This is a genomic window from Paraburkholderia sp. FW306-2-2C-D06C (genome assembly GCF_058781505.1).
On the sequence record NZ_JBYSWU010000086.1, the window covers coordinates 1 to 17,119 of the forward strand.

The following is a 17,119-nucleotide window of genomic DNA, read 5'->3' on the forward strand; positions in this document are numbered from 1 at the left end:
AGTAGGTGCTCCCCCGCACAGGGGGAAAGCTAATAGACCACAAAGAAAACAAGGAAAGGCCAAAGAAGTCAGAACAGGGAAAGGCACTGCCGTAGGAAAACACAACCAGAAAGCGCCACACAGGCAATCAGAACAAGAAAAGGCACCGTCGCAGACACACAGAAAAATGCCGCCGCAAAAGGCAAGCAAGATCAAGGAAAGACCAACGCCGCAGGCAAACAGACATAACAAGCGCCGCGCAGGCAAAAAATCATTACCAAATCGTAATCTCCCTCCCCACCGCTTGCCGGTATGATCTAAAAAATCAAAAAGCCAAGCACAGCGGAGCACCCCCATGCGAATCCTGGTCATCGAGGACGAGCTAAAAACAGCGGCCTATCTGAAGAAAGGCCTGGAAGAATCCGGCTATACAGTCGACGTAGCGAACGACGGCCCGCAAGGCCTGCTCCTCGCGCAGGAAGAAGAGTACGACGTGATCGTGCTCGACGTGATGCTGCCCGGCATGGACGGCTGGACCATCGTCAAGACCCTGCGCAGCACGCGCACAACCCCCGTACTGTTCCTGACCGCGCGCGACGACGTCGACGACCGCGTACGCGGTCTCGAGCTCGGTGCGGACGACTATCTGGTCAAACCCTTCGCGTTCGTCGAATTGCTGGCGCGCGTGCGCACGCTGGCGCGCCGTGGACCGCCGCGCGAGAGCGAACTGATCAAGGTCGGCGACCTGGAAATGAATGTCAATCGGCGGCGTGTCAAACGCGGTGGCATACGCATCGATCTCACGCCGCGTGAGTTTTCGCTGCTGCAATTGCTCGCGCGCCGTCAAGGCGAAGTGCTGAGCCGCACGCAAATCGCATCCTATGTCTGGGACATGAATTTCGATAGCGACACCAATGTCGTCGAAGTCGCCATCCGTCGGCTGCGCACCAAGATCGACGACAACTTTCCCGTCAAACTGATCCATACGGTGCGCGGCGTCGGCTATGTGCTCGAACTGAAGGACGCCGGTTGATGCGCGGCCGATCGCTTGCCGCGACGCTCGCGTTTGCATTCGGCGCCACCACGCTCGCGGTCTTCGCTCTCGTCGGCAGTTTTCTGTATCTCGCGCTGGATCGCCAGATCAAGGCGCAGGACGATCTCGACATCGTGCTCGCGGCCCGCCACGCGCGACGGCTTGCTCAGGAACTCGAAACGTCAAAGGGGATTCGCGAACACGGCGACCGTCTGACCAGCACCGTGTTCGGCAATGCAGCAATGTCGATGGAAGTCTTCGGTCCCGACGGGGATCAGGTGCTCGGACACAACCTCGCCAACACCTTCGCCACGCCGGTCGCCGCCAATGAAACCACCGTAGGCAGCACAGCCAGCGCAACTGGCGCATCCAGCACAGCCAGCGCAACTAGCACAGCCAGCGAGACGCATGAAGCCGCGGCCAGCGACCCCAATGAAGCCAGCGAAGCGAGCGAGGCCAGCGAGGCCAAAGCCAGCGAAGCCAGCGGCGTCGCGACCACCGCCGCCTTGCCGCGGTTGACGCGCATTCCCGCTTCAGCGCGCATCACCGAGGCGGATATCGCGGACTGGAGCGGCCGCAATGGCGCACCGATCCGCGGCATCCTGGCGGACGCGAGGTTGCGCGACGGCGAAGTGGCCAGCGTGCTGGTGGCGCGCAACATGAGCGACCGCTGGCTGCTGCTGGATCGCTATCGCGACAAGCTTCAGATGGCAGGCGCCGCCGGCGTGCTTCTCGCGATGCTGCTGAGTTATCTGCTGATTCGTACAGCCATGCGGCCGTTGCGCGATATCGCGGCGAGTGCGAGCAGCGTCACGGTCAATCGTCTGAATACGCGGATCGCCGTAGCGCGCGTGCCGCATGAACTCGAAGCGCTGGTGGCGTCGCTGAATGCGATGCTCGAACGCGTGGACCACGGCTTTCAAAGTCTGTCGCGTTTCACCGCCGACCTCGCACACGATATGCGCACGCCGCTTTCCAACATGCGCGGTGCCGCCGAAGTGGCGCTCGCCCGGCCTCGTTCCGCGGACGAATACGAGGCGCTGCTGGCGTCGAATCTGGAGGAATGCGACCGCCTGTCGCGAATGATCGAAAACGTGCTGTTCCTCGCACGCGCCGAACATCCGCAGTTCGTCAAACATATGCGCGAGTTCGACGCCGGGCAGGAACTGACGCGCATCGCCGAGTACTTCGAAGGCATCGCCGACGATGCGAACGTCAACCTGCGCGTCACCGGCGCCGCGAGCCTGACGGCGGACCTGGAGCTGTTTCGCCGCGCCGTCAGCAATCTGCTGGCCAACGCGATCCGCTACACGCCGCAAGGCGGCGAGATCGTGCTTGACGCCGCTGGGTCCGGCGGCGAAGTGCGCGTCACCGTGTCGAACGAGGGGCAGCCGATCGCCCACGAGCATCTCGAACGGATCTTCGACCGCTTTTACCGCATCGATCCGTCGCGCAGTTCGCTGCCGTCTTCCGGCCTGTCGCAAGGGTCCACGGGTTCGACCGGGCTCGGCCTCGCGATTGTCCGCACGATCCTGGAACTGCACGGCGGCGCCGTGCATGCCGAAAGCGACGCGCGGAGCACGCGTTTCATCCTCACGTTCCGGCGGGTTTAGCCGCAGGTGCCGCGGGTGCCGCAGCGGCGGCAGCAACGTCCGTCTGTTTTGCCGCGCTGTCGCCCCGATCCTGCCACGTGCCGCCCAGCGCTTTCAGCAACAAGACGCTCGACTCCAGCTGGCGCGCGGCAATCTGATCCGCGGTGCGCTGGTTCGTCAACGCGATGGTTTGTGCGGTCACCACGTCGAGGTAGCTGACCGCGCCGGCATTGAAGCGGTTCGTCGTCAGCCGCAATGACAGATCGGCGGCCGTCGTCGCGCGCTGCTGGCTGGCGGCTTCGTCGGCGAGCGAATGCAATGCGGACAGATTGTCTTCGACCTGCTGGAACGCCACCAGCACCGTTTGCCGGTAATCGGCTACCGTGCCGTCGTATTGGGCCGTCGCGCCATGCAGGGCGGCCGTGCGCCGGCCGCCGTCGAACAGCGTGCCGGCGAGTTGCGCTCCGAGCGACCAGAACAGACTCGGCGCGCTCAGCCACGGCGCGAAGAACGTGCTTTCCAGCCCCGCGCTCGCCGACAGAACCAGATCGGGGAAGAACGCCGCGTGCGCCACGCCGATCTGCGCATTCGCCGACGCCACGCGCCGCTCGGCGGCGGCGATGTCGGGCCGCCGTTCGAGCAGTTGCGACGGCAGTCCAATGGGAATCGGCGGCGCCGTCGGCGTAGAGCCGTTCGGCGGCAGCGTGAAGGTCGAGGCGGGCTCGCCGATCAGCGTGGCGATCGCGTGCTGCATTTGCGCGCGCGTCACGTCGATGTCCGTGTCCTGAGTACGCGTCGCTTCGAGTTGCGTGGTGGCTTGAGCAACCGCTGACGCGTCGATCGCGCCGCTTTTCAGCTGTTGCTGCAGCAGTTTCAGCGCGGCGGCGTACGCGTTCACGCTGTCGTCGAGCAGCTTCTTCTGCGTATCGAGCGAGCGCAGCGCGAAATAGTCGCAGGCCAGATCGGCGCTCATCGACAGACGCACGGCTTCGAGATCCGCTTCACGCGCTTCGGCGTCGGCCTTCGCGCCGGTCACGCTATCGCGCACGCGGCCGAACAGATCAGGCTCCCAGTTCGCCGACACGCCGGCCGAATAGTCGGGCAGGGTCTTGCCCGCGAGCGAGCGGTCCACGAGGTTCTGCGAGGTCCTCGAACGAGTCTGGGCGACGCCGGCGGTGATGACCGGAAAGAATCCGGCGCGCTGATAGTCGACCATCGAACGCGCTTGCTGGACCTGCGCGACCGCTTTGCGCACGGTCTGATTCGACACGTCGATGCGCGCCTCGAGCTGATTGAGCACCGGGTCGTTGAAGAGGGTCCACCAGGGGCCGCGCGGCGCCGCGTCGGCGGGCGCGGCCTGCGCCCAGCCGGGTGCGGTGCCCGCGTACTGCGCGGGGATCTCGGCGCTGGGCCGCCGGTAAGGCGGCAGCGTCGAGCACGCGCTCAGCAATGCACCGATCAGCGTGACGGCAAGCGCACGGCGCGATAGCAGGCACCAACGCAGGTGCAAGCACGGCAGCACGCGCAGGCCCAATCGCGGCAGCAATCGCAAGCTCAATCGCGGCAGGACGCACGGGCTCAGGCACAGGCCCGAGCATAAGCCCAAGCGCGGACTCGATAAACGGCGCATCAAGGTGCGCGGCAATTTCGTCTGAAACATCGGCAGATCCTTTCGATGAAGAGCGCTCAGCTATGGGTTGCCGGCGCAATCTGGACGGCTTGTCCGGTGCTCAGCGAATCGCCCGGGTTGTCGATGACACGGTCGGTTGCCGCGAGCCCGGTGGTGATTTCCACATGCGTGCCGAAATCGCGGCCGAGGTGAACTGTCTTCAGCGCCGCCTTGCCGTTCCTGTCGACCACGGCGACCGTCACGCCGTCGGCGCGGAACAGCAGCGCACTGACCGGCAGATCGAGCGCGGACGACGACGACCGCAACTGCAGATGCACCTGCGCATAAGCGCCGGGCATCAACGCACCATCCTTGTTGTCGACGTCGACCTCGACCCGCAGCGTGCGGCTCTCCGGATCGATCGCGCCGGTGCTGCGCGCCACCTTAGCGGCGATCTGCCGGCCCGGATACTGCTGGGCCGTCAGATACACGCCGGTGCCGGGCGTCACATAGGGCGCGTCGTTCTGCGGCACGTCGACGAACACGCGCAGCACGCCGGTTTGCTGAATATGAAACAGCTCGCCCGACATGCCGGCCGTACCGGGCGTCCCGCCCGCCGTCACCAGTGCGCCGACGTCGACGTTGCGGGCGGTGATCACGCCGTCGAACGGCGCGGTGATCTTCTCGTACGAGACCAGTTCGGCCAGATGCGCGACGTTGGCCTGCGCCGACGCGAGCATCGCGCGCCGCGCTTCCATGTCGCTGACCTTCGTATCCGCGTCCTGCTGCGCGACCGATTGCGTTTTCAGCATCTCCTGCCAGCGCTGCGCGGTGACCTTGGCGTAGTCGAAGTTGGCCTGCGCGGTCGCTTCGTCGGCACGGGCCTGGCGTAGCTGCGCGTCGAGCTCGGGCGCTTCGATGGTGGCGAGCGTTTGTCCGCTTTTAACCCGTGCGCCGATATCGGTGTTCCAGTGCGCCAGATAGCCGCTCGTGCGCGCGTAGATCGATGCTTCGGCGAACGGCGTCACCGCGCCCGGCAGCAGCAATTCGTGAACGGAGGGCGCGGCGCGAGGCGCGACCACCGCAACATTGACGATGCTTTGCGCGACCGTCTGTTGCGTGAGCGCGGCGCTCGCGTGCAGACGCGGCACGATGCCGAGGATCAGCAAGACCGCGGCCAGTCCGCTCAACGCGAGCGGCAACAGGTAACGGCGCGGTTTGGAGCTGGCGTTTGCGGCAGGCGCCGGCGCGGCAGGTTCGACGTGCGCGGTTTGCTGGGCGCCGCTCGTGGGTTGTTTGGACTGATCGGCCCGTACGGGCGGAAGGGATGAGTCGTTCATGGTCGGGGTCTCGTCGGAATCAAAGTGTCCGGGCGGGTAGGCCGGATTCCTGGGTGTCTTGTCGAGCCGCGCGGCGTTTGTCGAGCCACGCGTGCAGCGTCCCGTAGACGACCGGCACGAACAGCAACGTAGCGACCGTGCCGAGCGCGAGGCCGCCGATCACCGCGCGCCCGAGCGGCGCGTTCTGTTCGCCGCCGTCGCCGGGGCCGAGCGCCATCGGCAGCATGCCGATCAGCATCGCGAGCGCGGTCATCAGCACCGGGCGGAAGCGGCTGAAGCCGGCTTCGAGCGCCGCCTGCAACGGCGGCTTGCCGCCGTGGTGCAGTTCGCGCGCGGTGTTGATCACGAGAATGCTGTTGGCCGTGGCGATGCCGATGCACAGAATGGTGCCGGTCAGCGCCGGTACGCTCAGGCGCGTGCCGGTACTGAACAGGATCCACGCGATGCCCGCGAGCGAGCCCGGCAAGCCGCTGATGATGATGAGCGGATCGAGCCACGACTGGAAATTGACGACCATCAGCAGGTAGACGAGGGCGATCGCGAACACCATGCCGCTTGCGAGACCGCTGAACGAGTCGTGCATGGCCTCTACCTGGCCGCGCACGACGATCGACGCCCCCGGTGGCAACTGCGGGCGGATCTGCTCGACGAGCCGGGTCACGTCGGCCGCCACGCCGCCGAGGTCGCGCCCCTGAGCCGACGCGAAGATGTCCAGCACCGGCTGCACGTTGTAGTGCGAGACGACCGCCTGCTGGGTGCCGCGTGACAGTGAGCTCAGCGCGCCGAGCAGGTTTTGCGGGCCGGGGCCGCTGGCATTGGCCGCCGCCGCCGTCGCCATTCCGCCGGACGCGCCTGAGCCGGTGCCGCCGATCTGCGCTACCGGAAGGTTGGCCAGCGCCTGAAGCGAGTTCACCTCGTACTGAGGCATCATCGACATCAGCGGATAACTGACGCCGTTCTTCGGGTCGAGCCAGAAATTCGGCGAGGTCTGCGAACTGCCGGACAACGCGATCAGCAGGTTTTGCGACACGTCGCGTTGCAGCAGTCCGGCCTGAATCGCCCGGGTGCGGTCGACGTTCACGTTGATGGCCGGCGCGTCGCCCGGTTGCTGGATGCGAGCGTCCGCGAGGCCGCGCACGCCGCGCAATTGCGAGAGCAAACGGTTCGCCAGCGCGCGGTTGGCGTCGAGCTTGTTGCCGACGATCTGGATATCGATCGGCGCGGGCAGGCCGAAATTGAGAATCTGGCTGACGATATCGGCGGGCAGGAACGCGAAGCTCACGCCGGGGAATGCTTTGGCGAGCGTCGTGCGCAGCGTCGCTACGTATTGCGCGGTGGGCTTGTGGCTGGCCGCGAGCGTGATCATCACGTCCGCATCTTCGGGGCCGATCGGATCCGACGAGTCGTAGGTCAGGTTGATGCCGCTCACCGGCACGCCGATGTTGTCCAGCACCGCCGCCAGTTCCTGCTTCGGAATCACGCTGCGCACGCGGGCTTCGACTTCATCGGTGATGGCCGCCGTGTCTTCGATGCGCGTGCCGGTCGGCGCGCGCAGATGCAGGCGGATTTTGCCGGTATCGACAGCCGGGAAGAAGTCGCGGCCGGCAAACGGCACCAGCGCGAGCGAACCGATACACAGCAGCAGGAAGATCGCGATGAAACGGCGCGGACTCGCAATCCCTGCGGCCAGCACGCCGCGATAGCGTTCGCGCAGCCGCTCGAAGCGATGCTCGAAACCCGCCTGAAAGCGGATCAGGCGCGCAAGCGGCCCGTTGCCCGTGACCGGCGCATTGCTGCGCGCGCGCATCAGGTACATCGCGAGTGTCGGGACCAGCGTGCGCGAGAAGAAATACGACGCGCACATCGCGAACACCACGGCCTCCGCGAGCGGCACGAACAGATAGCGCGCGACACCCGAGAGCAGAAACATCGGCACGAACACGATACAGATCGACAGCGTCGACACGAACGTCGGCACGGCAATCTCGCCGGAGCCGTTCAGAATCGCACCGTGCAGCGGCTCGCCGTTTTCCAGATGGTGCGTGATGTTTTCGATCGCGACGGTGGCATCGTCGACGAGAATGCCTACGGCGAGCGCCAGCCCGCCGAGCGTCATGATGTTGATGGTCTGGCCGAGCGCCGCAAGCGCGATCAACGAGGTCAGCACCGCGAGCGGAATCGATACCGCGATGATCAGCGTGGCGCGCCAGCTGCCGAGAAACAGCAGGATCATCAAGGCGGTCAGGCCGGCGGCGATCAGCGCCTCGCGCGCCACGCCCACCACCGCCGACTTCACGAACACCGACTGATCGGACAACGCGGTGATGTGCAGCGCGCTCGGCAAACCGGCGGCGATATGCGGCAGCATCGCCTTGACCTGCTGGATGATGGTCAGCGTCGAGGTGCTGCCGGACTTCTCGACGGGCAGCAGCGCCGCGCGCTTGCCGTCGCTGCGCACGATATTGGTTTGCGGCGCATAGCCGTCGCGCACGTGGGCGACGTCGCGCACGTACACCACGCCGCCTGCCACGGTCTTGACCGGCAGATCGTTCAGCGCGGCGACGGTGTCCGTGCTGCCGTTCATCTGCACGTTGTATTCCTTCGTGCCGATTTTCGCGGTGCCGCCCGGCAGAATCAGGTTTTGTGCGTTCACGGCATTGACCACGTCGAGCGGGGAGAGGCCCTTTGCCTGCAACGCGCGCGGATCGATGTCGACTATGATCTGCCGGACCTTGCCGCCGAACGGCAGCGGCACCGAGGCGCCCTGGACCGTCGCCAGTTGCGTGCGGATCTGGCTGTTGCCGAGGTCGTAGAGCTGTTGTTCCGACAGGGTGTTGCTCGAAAGTCCCAGTTGCAGGATCGGCACCGTCGACGCGTTGTACGTGATGATGTTCGGCGGCAGCGTGCCGGGCGGCAGCACGCGCAGAATCGACGCCGAATTGGAGGCCGCCTCGGCGATCGCGCGGTTGATGTCCGCGCCCGGGTGAAAAAAGATCTTCACGACCGACACGCCGTTCAGCGATTGCGACTCGATATGCTCGATATCGTCGACGTCGGAGGTGAGCGCGCGCTCGTAATTCGACGTGATGCGACTGGCCATGTCCTGCGCGGAAAAACCGTTATACGACCAGACGATGCTGACCACCGGAATGCCGATGTTCGGGAAGATATCGGTCGGCGTGCGCAGTATCGCAAGCGGGCCGACGATAAAGATCAGCAGCGCGAGAACCACGAACGTATAGGGGCGGCGTAACGCGAGCCTGACGATCCACATGACGGATTCCTGAAAAAGAGGCAGATGGAGGCGCCCGTCTTCGGCGTAATGAGCGGCGCATGACACGAGCTTCGAGAGGTCAGGAGTGTGAATGCAGGGGGCTTACCGGCCGCGGACGGCTACATTACAAGTCCGTTATCTGCGCGTTGAACCGCGACGGGCGGGTCGATGTGGCGGTCGATGTGGCAGTCGATGTGTAGATGACAAAACGGTAATGTGAGGGTCAGTGCTCCGACAGCTGAAATGACAAGAATGGGAAGGGTGGATCAAGCCACTTTTATTTCCAGTCAAATCGGAGAGACGTCATGAAATTGCTTACCGCCGTTGCTGTTGCCGCCCTTGGTCTTTCGTTCGGCGCGACTGCCTTCGCGCAAACCGCTTCGTCAGGATCGACCCGGTCAGGATTGACCCGTGCGGAGGTCGTTGCGCAACTGGCGCAAGCGCAGGCGGAAGGCTACTTGCCTACGTCGGATGTCGACTATCCGCCTTCGGCCGCCACCATCGCGCGCAACCGCGAGATTTATGCGATTCAGCACGGCACCGACGGGATGATGAAGACTGCAGGTTCGCCTGCTGCGCATCCGGAGCCGGCGTCGAATTGATGTATCGGGTAGGCACAGAACAGGAATCAGGCGAGCCGACCGCCACCGAAGGTATTGAAAAACACCACCCGCCAGCGTCACACTGACAACTTCTACCCGGACCGGTGAGCAAAGAACATGACTCATGCTGGCGATTTCATCGTGCGGACCATGTCGGCCGGCGAGGTCGACTTGTCGCTCGAGTGGGCTGCGGCGGAAGGATGGAACCCCGGCCTGCACGATGCGTCGTGCTTTCGGGCAGCAGACCCGGACGGCTTCTTTATCGGCGAGTGGCGGGGCGAACCGGTCGCTTGCATCTCCGCGGTCGCCTACGGCGAGCGCTTCGGCTTTATCGGTCTGTATATCGTGAAACCGGATTTTCGCGGCAGAGGCTTCGGCATGCGTGTCTGGCTGCACGGGATGGACTATCTGCGAAACCGCAACGTGGGTCTCGACGGCGTCCTCGCCCAGCAGGCGAACTACAGGAAGTCCGGTTTTGCGCTTGCGTATCGCAACATCCGCTTTCAAGGCGTCGCGCAAGGCGCGGCTCGCCCGAACGTTTCGAATGCGTCGGATCTGCCGTTCGAGCAGCTTGCCGGCTACGACCGCCAGTGCTTTCCTGCCGCGCGTGCGCACTTTCTCGCCGGATGGATCGGACAACCGGACGCCGTTGCGCTGGCGGCCGTCCGCGATGGCCGCCTCGCGGGATACGGCGTGCTGCGCCGTTGCAGGACGGGCTGCAAGATCGGCCCGCTGTTCGCGGATAACGAGCGGATTGCGGCCGAGCTGTTCGACGGACTCGCCGCGTGCGTGCCGGGCGAGGTCATCGTTCTCGACGCGCCTGAGACCAACCTGGCGGCCGTCGCGCTGGCCGAACGGAGCGGCATGACAAGCGTCTTTGAAACCGCGCGGATGTATACGCGGGAGCCGCCCACGCTCGCGATCGAACGCGTGTTCGGCGTGACTTCGTTTGAGCTTGGGTGAGCTTGGCTGAGGTTGGCTGAGCCTGGCTGATAGCGAGGGAACTTCGCCGCATGCGCGCCTTTGCTGGCGTTGCTGAGCAAAGGCGCTTGCGGAATTAGCTGGGTCTTCCCATTGCCGGCGCTATTTCCATTTCCATCCGAGACTCTCCAACCCGGCTTTTTTGAGGTCCTCCGGCACCATCACGACGCGGAACTCGCAGTCGGCGTTGAATTTCAGAAACCAGGGTTCCGCGAATGCGGGAATCTCCGACGGATCATCGATATTGACAATGAGTATTGCTCCGCGTGTGCCATTTTGCTCGGTAAAGTAGGCGGCCTCCGGCTTCGCCTCTTCGAGAATCCTCGCCATCACTTCCCCGACAGTGCCTTCGCGCACAAAAGTGTTGAACGGTTCATGGGGTATTCGTATGTTGAGAAGCATGCGCATGGTCATCCTCCTTCCTGATTGACGCCCAACTGGGCCTCTTAAGGATAGGTGGTTTCCACTGCTGGGCGTCCGTATTCGTCAACACGACGCCTGCCGTTGGGCGACCATGAAACGCTGGACCTGAATCAACTCGTCAAGTTGTTTGAATCGCGATCTTTCCGCGGATACCGGGCGCCAGGCTCGTCACGATCGAAAAACCCAGTGTCGCGTTCAAGCGCCACCGATATCCTGGCCTTCAGCATATCGAGCCACGCGCGCGTTTTCGCTTCCAGAAAACGCCTCGACGGAATCAGCATGAAAACGCCTATTTCACGCGACCGCCAGCGCGGCAGCACTTGGACGAGCGTACCCTCGCGCAACGCATCGACCACTGCATAGCACGGCAACATCGCGATGCCGAGCGCACTCAGCACGCTGTGCAGCACCACCTCCGGGTTGTCCCCGACTACTGGTCCGGTTGGATCGAGCGAGCAGACCTGCTTGCCGTCGACCAGCTCCCAGTGAGAAGTAATAGAGGGGTTGACGAGACGCAGGCACGCATGATCGGCCAGTTCGCGCGGATGCTTTGGCGTGCCGTGCAGGGCAAGGTACTCAGGCGCGGCGCACAGCACCGCAAACGTTGCGCCGAGCCGCTGCGCCACGAGGCCGGAGTCAGGCAGCCGCTGGGCAAGGTACACGCTAACGTCAACGCCTTCGGCAAGCAGGTCCGGCACGTACTGGGACGTGCTGTATTCCACGGTCACCTGCGGATAGCGCGCGCAGTACTCGGAGACGAGCGGCACGACGTAGCGGTTGCCGAAGCTGGTCATGCACAGCACGCGCAAGCGGCCTGAAGGCTGTACGGCAGCGCCGGCAGCGTTACTTTCGGCTTCCGCGACCAACTCGAGGATGCTCTTGCACTCGTTCACGTAACGCTCGCCCACGCTCGTCAGCGCAAGGCGCCGGGTGGTCCGTTGCAGCAGTTTCGTCTGTAGCCGATTCTCCAGATCTGACACGAGCCGCGATATCTGCGCTGTGGTCAGTTCCATTTGCGATGCCGCCGCTGTAAAGCTGCCCGAGTCGACCACGCGCACAAAAGCGGTCATCGCGTGCAGCAAACCATAGTCGAGATTCTTGCGCATGACGTAACAAAGATTCTATTTGCACAGTATTTTTACATACTAGCTCGGTCCGTACGATCCAGCATGGACTGCCGGCCGGCGCCCTTTGAATCGAAGTTTCGGGGGCGCTGCGGCAGAGCGGATTGTGATTTGACGACCAGAGGTCATGACTATGAACGGCGCTGAAAGTCTGTTGCGCTCGCTGATTGCGAGCGGCGTGGAGGTTTGTTTCGGGAATCCGGGAACATCGGAAATGCATTTCGTCGCGGCACTCGATTCGGTTGAAGGCATGCGACCGGTTCTGGGGCTGTTCGAAGGCGTAGTCACTGGCGCCGCCGACGGCTACGCGAGAATGGCCGGCAAGCCGGCCAGCACGCTGCTGCATTTGGGGCCCGGTCTCGCCAATGGCCTCGCCAACCTGCACAATGCCCGGCGGGCGTCGAGCCCGATCGTCAACATCGTGGGCGATCATGCCGCCTCGCACGCCCGCTACGACGCGCCGCTTTCATCCGATATCAAGGGATTCGCGCGGCCCGTGTCCGACTGGATTCATTCATCGACCAGCGCACGCACGGTCGGCGCGGACGCGGCGCGCGCCGTGCAAGCGTCGATGGAGGCGCCGGGCAGGATCGCGACGCTGATTCTGCCTGCCGATACGGCGTGGGACCCAGCGGACAGCATCGCGGCGCCGCTGCCAAAGCCCGCGCCGGCACCCGTCGCCGGAGAGACGGTCGAGAACATCGCCCGCCTGATGCGCAGCGGCGTCAAAACCGCCGTGCTGATGCGCGGCGAAGTTCTCCGCGAGAAAGGACTCCGCGCAGCGGGGAAAATTGCCACAAGAACCGGTGCACGCCTGCTGTGCGACACGTTTGCGCCACGGCTGCAAAGAGGCGCGGGGCGCGTGGTTGTCGAAAGGCTTCCCTACTTCGCCGAGCAGGTCATCGAGCATCTGGCGGGTGTTGAACTGATCGTGCTGGCTGGCGCGCAACCACCCGTGAGCTTTTTCGCTTATCCAGACAAACCGAGCTGGCTGACCCCCGACGGATGCCGCCTCGCTGTGCTCGCGCATCCTCACGAGGACGGCACGACCGCACTGGAAGCGCTGGTCGACGCGCTCGGAGCCGGGCAGTCTTTCGTACCGGTCAACGCTCGCAAGCCGGGCGAATTTTCGTGCAGCGGCAGTCTGGATGCGGAATTCATCATGCAGGTCGTCGCGAAACATCTGCCGGAGCAGGCTATCCTCGCGGACGAATCGTTGTCATCGGGATTCCCCCACTATGGGTTGACGGAGTCCGCCGCGCCGCATGACTTCCTGAACCTGACGGGTGGCGCGATCGGCAGCATGATGGCCGTGTCCACCGGCGCGGGTATTGCCTGTCCCGACCGCAAGGTCGTCACGCTTCAGGGCGACGGCAGCGCGATGTACATCCTGCAGTCGCTCTGGACACAGGCGCGGGAGAACGTCGACGTCGTGACAGTGATCTATGCGAATCGCGGATACAGGATTTTGAGCAACGAATTGACGCGCGTGGGGGCATCCTCCGAAGGCGCACTCGCGGCGTCGATGTTCGATCTGCAGAATCCCTCGCTCGACTGGGTCGCCTTGGCCAAGGGCATGGGCGTCGAGGCGGTGCGCGCCGAGTCGCGAGGAACCTTCGAGGCGGCGTTTGCTTCAGCCATGAAGCAGCGCGGCCCGAGACTTATCGAAGCGATCATTTGACGCGACGCCGCCGCCTCGAAAGACGGCGATCAGGGATACGCGCTCTCGTCGCGCGGTCCTCCGGTTCGCGCGGATACCGATGCTGCTGTCGACTCGGCGATCGGTTGCTTGATGTCGCGCGCCGCAGCGGCAACGGTTATGGAAACGCAGGGATGGTCGGATCGGTTCCCTGGATGTCAGCCTCCGCGTGGTGAAGCTTGACCAGCTGTTCGATTTCCTCGACGCGATCCCGTGAGACGTCGACCAGCATCAGCAGTTCGCCTCGCGCGATCGCTTCTTCGAACCGCTTCAACCGCGTGTTCGGCACGTCGACGCCGATCATCGGCGCCACCCACGCGCCGAATCCCGCGCCGGCGAGCGTGATCGCAACCAGAGCGCCGCCCGCAATCGTCAGACCGGCGGGCGGAAAGACCAATGCGACCAGGCCCGCCAGCATTCCCACGCAGCCGCCCGCGGCCGTCCCTCGCGCGAGCGCTGGCAGCAGGTCGCTGCGCTGCGTCAGCGTGGCTTCCGGCAAATCCTCGAGCGGCACGTCATGTCGGGCGAGCACGTGAATGTGGCGCCATTCGATCCGCTCCAACAAGAGTTCGTTGGCGATCGCCTTCGCGCTTTGCGCGTGAGGCAGCAAGAAGTACAGGCGTCTCATGTTGGCCTCCCGAATAGGGGAGACCGGAGCTGGGCGCCAGCCTCCCACTTGTATTCTTGCCTGGACAGGCGGCGGCCAGAAGTAGGAATGTCCGCCGAAAGATGTGGGTAGTGACCCGCAATAGATGCGCTTTGCCTGGGCGGCGCGGGTGCACACAATGCTGGTAATCTGATGTAGCGGCGGCTTTTGCCGCCGCTGGACAACGGCGAGCCTTGGCGACTGAAGTCATGGAAAATTTCGACGACGCACGCAACCGGATGGTCGAGCGTCAACTGCGAGCCCGGGGCATTTACGACACGCGCGTGCTGCAGGCGATGCGGGAAGTGCCGAGGCACCGGTTCGTCCCGGAAACGCTCGCTGAGTTCGCGTACAGCGATACGCCGTTGCCGATCGGCGAAGGGCAAACGATCTCGCAGCCGGCCGTGGTCGCGAGAATGATCGAAGCGGCGGCGATCAAAGCGGGCGATCGCGTGCTCGACGTCGGCACGGGCTCCGGTTATGCAGCCGCCGTGCTCGCGCGGCTTGCCGCTCACGTGGATAGCGTCGAACGTCTTTTCTCGCTCGCGCAGCGCGCACGCGTCGTGCTGGCGGAACTGGGCTATGACAACGTCGACGTGCATCATGCCGACGGCACGCTGGGTTTGTCTGAGCGCGCGCCGTTCGACGCGGTCATTGCCGCGGCGGGAGGGCCGCGGGTTCCGCAATCATGGCTCGATCAGTTGGCGCCTGGCGGGCGCATTGTCATGCCGGTCGGACGGGTGCGCCAAAGGCTCGTCAGGTTGACGCGCACCAGCGAAACCCAGTTCGATGAAGAGATACTGGGTGATGTGCTTTTTGTGCCGCTGATCGGCGAACAAGGCTGGCCTGACGATTACTGAATCGTCGAACCACGCGTCTCACGTGCCCTGCGTGCTCCGCTCGGCGCCGCACCGCCTCGCGAACGGACGACCTCGGCCAGTTGCCACGAAGCAAGCGCAATGGACCCGAACACGATCTCGCGCATCCGCTTGACCAACGCTAACGAAAGCGCCGTGTCACGATCGACACCGAACATCTGCGCGAGCAACACCACCGCGGCATCCTGCACCCCGAGCCCGGCAGGAATGAAAAATGCCGCATGCCGGACCGCCTGGGTAATCGCCTCTATCGCAAACGCGCCGCTCAGCGACACGGGATGCCCAAGCATCGCGAGTGCCCAGTAAGTCTCGAGTGCGCCCAGCGCGTAGCCGGCAAACTGCCACAGGAAACTGCGCAGCAACAACCCGCCGCGCGACATCAGCGCATCGATCTCCACGTCGAGCTGCCTGCCGTCGATGCCCCGCAGCAGCGGATGCATGTCGCCCAGCAAGCCCGCCGCCCAGCGCTCAATCGCCTGAAAAATGCCGCCACGGCGGGCGACCACGATTGCCATGACCGGCAGCGGAATGGATAGCAGAAACGCCACGCCGATGCTCCGCAATGCATCGGCCTGCTGCGCCGACACGACGATCAGCACAATACCCAGCGCGGAAAACGCGTACTGAACAGCCATTGTCACGAGTACCTCGACGATGACCGATGCGCTCACGCGACAGGTGTCGGGCACGCGCCATCGCGCCAGCCGGATGCCGACAATCTCGCCGCCGATGCTCGCGACCGGCATCAAACGGCTCACGGCCTCACGTACGGTTGCGACCCACCAGAGAAACCGGAGCGGCGCCCGCTTGTCGAGCAGAAGCCGCCACGCATGGGCGTCCAGCAATAGCGGGACCGCATGCAGCGGCACGAGCCATAACAGGGCAAACCCAGCCCCTCCGATCACTTGCATCACGTCGCCGACGCCGCGATGCAAGGCGAGGGCGAGCAGTACGCCGATGCCGATCGGAAGACCGGCCCATTTGAGCCGCTTCATGCGGTTTGCCAGCGGTCTGCGGACAGGTCGGCGAAACCGCCGCGCACGGCGCCCGCCGCATCGAGCGCCGCCGCGACACGCGTGGACAGCAGCGCAGCGAGTTCGTCCGTATGCCGGTAGGTCCGCATGCCCGCCGTGAGCGCACCCTCTCCGGGCGAGGCGGGGTGACAGTAGATTTCGCCGACGCCGGCAGGCAGGCGCGCGATCGCCTCGAGCAGCGTGCTCTCATCCATCTGTCCCGTGCGGGCGATCCCGACCACGTAGTCGTTGTGCGCAATGGCGGCCTGATCGAGCCGTGCGCGCATATGAGAAACCCAGGGTTTGAGCCACAGCGGGGTATCGGACTCGCAAGGCAGGCGCATCGCGCGCATGCCGTACTCTTTGCCGATCTCCAGGATCAGCGAGAGTACGGTCGGGTGTATATGAAAGTGCTTGTGCGTATTGACGTGATCGAGCGGCAAACCCGTTCGCGCGAAAGCATCGAATTGGGCGCGGATTTCCATCGCGAGTTGCGCGCGCACGTGTGGCAGAAAGAAGAAGCGGAAGCCGTCGCGCACCATGTTGTCGCCGAACATCCCCTGGGCGTCGACCAATGCCGGGATCATCGCGCGCGGCAGCGTTGCCGCGCCGTCCGCCAGCACCAGATGCAGGCCGACCCGCAGGCCCGGCAGACTCCGCGCCCGCTGGACGGCGTCCTGTACGGCGGGCGCGCCGACCATCAGGCTCGCCGCGGTCAGCACGCCGTGCCGGCAAGCAAGCTCGACCGCTTCGTTGACACGCGGATGCAGACCGAAGTCGTCAGCCGTGATGATCAGCCGGCGCTGCGGTTGCCGATGCGGCTGCGCGCGACCACCGGAGACGCTCTCCATCACGCTTGGTGGGCGCGCAGGAACCGGAAGAATTCGACGCCTTCGCGCAGGCGCCGTTTCATCATGTCCCAGCTC

At 64.5% G+C, this 17,119-nt stretch carries 15 protein-coding genes; 7 read left to right on the forward strand and 8 right to left on the reverse strand.

Features of this window, described 5'->3' with window-relative positions:
• The 3 genes from AC3WLT_RS35555 to AC3WLT_RS35565 all read left to right on the forward strand — a co-directional run.
• On the forward strand, window positions 1-295 hold a 295-nt coding region (locus tag AC3WLT_RS35555; protein WP_492596255.1), incomplete at its 5' end, for a hypothetical protein.
• 39 nt (window positions 296-334) lie between these two features.
• The gene (locus AC3WLT_RS35560; protein WP_492596256.1) at window positions 335-1,012 is read left to right on the forward strand and encodes a heavy metal response regulator transcription factor; all 678 of its coding nucleotides are present in this window, start codon (window positions 335-337) and stop codon (window positions 1,010-1,012) included.
• A complete protein-coding gene (locus AC3WLT_RS35565) occupies window positions 1,012-2,625 on the forward strand; it encodes a heavy metal sensor histidine kinase (RefSeq protein ID WP_492596257.1) in 1,614 nt (537 codons plus the stop codon). The genes AC3WLT_RS35560 and AC3WLT_RS35565 overlap by 1 nt, the downstream gene beginning before the upstream one ends.
• On the opposite strand, the gene AC3WLT_RS35570 is transcribed toward AC3WLT_RS35565, so the two are convergent.
• From AC3WLT_RS35570 to AC3WLT_RS35580, 3 genes are all read right to left on the reverse strand, one after another.
• Window positions 2,606-4,108, reverse strand: coding sequence for an efflux transporter outer membrane subunit (locus tag AC3WLT_RS35570; RefSeq protein ID WP_492596267.1), 1,503 nt, complete (start codon window positions 4,106-4,108; stop codon window positions 2,606-2,608). The genes AC3WLT_RS35565 and AC3WLT_RS35570 overlap by 20 nt on opposite strands.
• Before the next feature lie 182 nt (window positions 4,109-4,290).
• Complete coding sequence (locus AC3WLT_RS35575; protein ID WP_492596258.1) at window positions 4,291-5,553, reverse strand: efflux RND transporter periplasmic adaptor subunit; 1,263 nt, start codon at window positions 5,551-5,553, stop codon at window positions 4,291-4,293.
• A 19-nt stretch (window positions 5,554-5,572) separates the two neighbouring features.
• Complete coding sequence (locus AC3WLT_RS35580) at window positions 5,573-8,827, reverse strand: efflux RND transporter permease subunit (RefSeq protein ID WP_492596259.1); 3,255 nt, start codon at window positions 8,825-8,827, stop codon at window positions 5,573-5,575.
• A 305-nt stretch (window positions 8,828-9,132) separates the two neighbouring features.
• On the opposite strand from AC3WLT_RS35580, the gene AC3WLT_RS35585 reads away from it, so the two are divergent.
• The gene (locus tag AC3WLT_RS35585) at window positions 9,133-9,429 is read left to right on the forward strand and encodes a DUF4148 domain-containing protein (RefSeq protein ID WP_492596260.1); all 297 of its coding nucleotides are present in this window, start codon (window positions 9,133-9,135) and stop codon (window positions 9,427-9,429) included.
• A 117-nt stretch (window positions 9,430-9,546) separates the two neighbouring features.
• Window positions 9,547-10,392: a GNAT family N-acetyltransferase gene (locus tag AC3WLT_RS35590; protein WP_492596261.1), complete on the forward strand. Its 846-nt coding sequence runs from the start codon at window positions 9,547-9,549 to the stop codon at window positions 10,390-10,392.
• 120 nt (window positions 10,393-10,512) lie between these two features.
• Here AC3WLT_RS35590 and AC3WLT_RS35595 read toward each other — a convergent pair whose 3' ends face one another.
• Together AC3WLT_RS35595 and AC3WLT_RS35600 are read right to left on the reverse strand one after the other, a co-directional pair.
• The gene (locus tag AC3WLT_RS35595) at window positions 10,513-10,818 is read right to left on the reverse strand and encodes a panthothenate synthetase (protein ID WP_492596262.1); all 306 of its coding nucleotides are present in this window, start codon (window positions 10,816-10,818) and stop codon (window positions 10,513-10,515) included.
• A gap of 125 nt (window positions 10,819-10,943) precedes the next feature.
• Window positions 10,944-11,939 (reverse strand): LysR family transcriptional regulator, encoded by a 996-nt coding sequence (locus AC3WLT_RS35600; RefSeq protein WP_492596263.1) that lies wholly within the window; start codon window positions 11,937-11,939, stop codon window positions 10,944-10,946.
• A 151-nt stretch (window positions 11,940-12,090) separates the two neighbouring features.
• Between AC3WLT_RS35600 and AC3WLT_RS35605 the strand changes: the two genes are divergently transcribed.
• Window positions 12,091-13,638 carry an acetolactate synthase large subunit gene (locus AC3WLT_RS35605; protein WP_492596268.1) on the forward strand — a complete coding sequence of 516 codons (1,548 nt, stop codon included), beginning with the start codon at window positions 12,091-12,093 and terminating at the stop codon, window positions 13,636-13,638.
• Window positions 13,639-13,774: 136 nt separating this feature from the next.
• Here the strand turns inward: AC3WLT_RS35605 and AC3WLT_RS35610 are convergent, their stop codons facing one another.
• Window positions 13,775-14,284 carry a DUF1269 domain-containing protein gene (locus AC3WLT_RS35610; RefSeq protein ID WP_492596264.1) on the reverse strand — a complete coding sequence of 170 codons (510 nt, stop codon included), beginning with the start codon at window positions 14,282-14,284 and terminating at the stop codon, window positions 13,775-13,777.
• A gap of 227 nt (window positions 14,285-14,511) precedes the next feature.
• Here AC3WLT_RS35610 and AC3WLT_RS35615 point away from each other — a divergent pair, with 227 nt between their 5' ends.
• Window positions 14,512-15,162 (forward strand): protein-L-isoaspartate(D-aspartate) O-methyltransferase, encoded by a 651-nt coding sequence (locus tag AC3WLT_RS35615; protein WP_492596265.1) that lies wholly within the window; start codon window positions 14,512-14,514, stop codon window positions 15,160-15,162.
• Here AC3WLT_RS35615 and AC3WLT_RS35620 read toward each other — a convergent pair.
• The gene (locus AC3WLT_RS35620) at window positions 15,156-16,175 is read right to left on the reverse strand and encodes a lysylphosphatidylglycerol synthase domain-containing protein (RefSeq protein WP_492596266.1); all 1,020 of its coding nucleotides are present in this window, start codon (window positions 16,173-16,175) and stop codon (window positions 15,156-15,158) included. The genes AC3WLT_RS35615 and AC3WLT_RS35620 overlap by 7 nt on opposite strands.
• Window positions 16,172-17,044 carry a hopanoid biosynthesis-associated protein HpnK gene (hpnK, locus tag AC3WLT_RS35625; RefSeq protein ID WP_492596269.1) on the reverse strand — a complete coding sequence of 291 codons (873 nt, stop codon included), beginning with the start codon at window positions 17,042-17,044 and terminating at the stop codon, window positions 16,172-16,174. Before hpnK ends, AC3WLT_RS35620 begins: the two co-directional genes overlap by 4 nt.
• Window positions 17,045-17,119 lie beyond the last annotated feature (75 nt).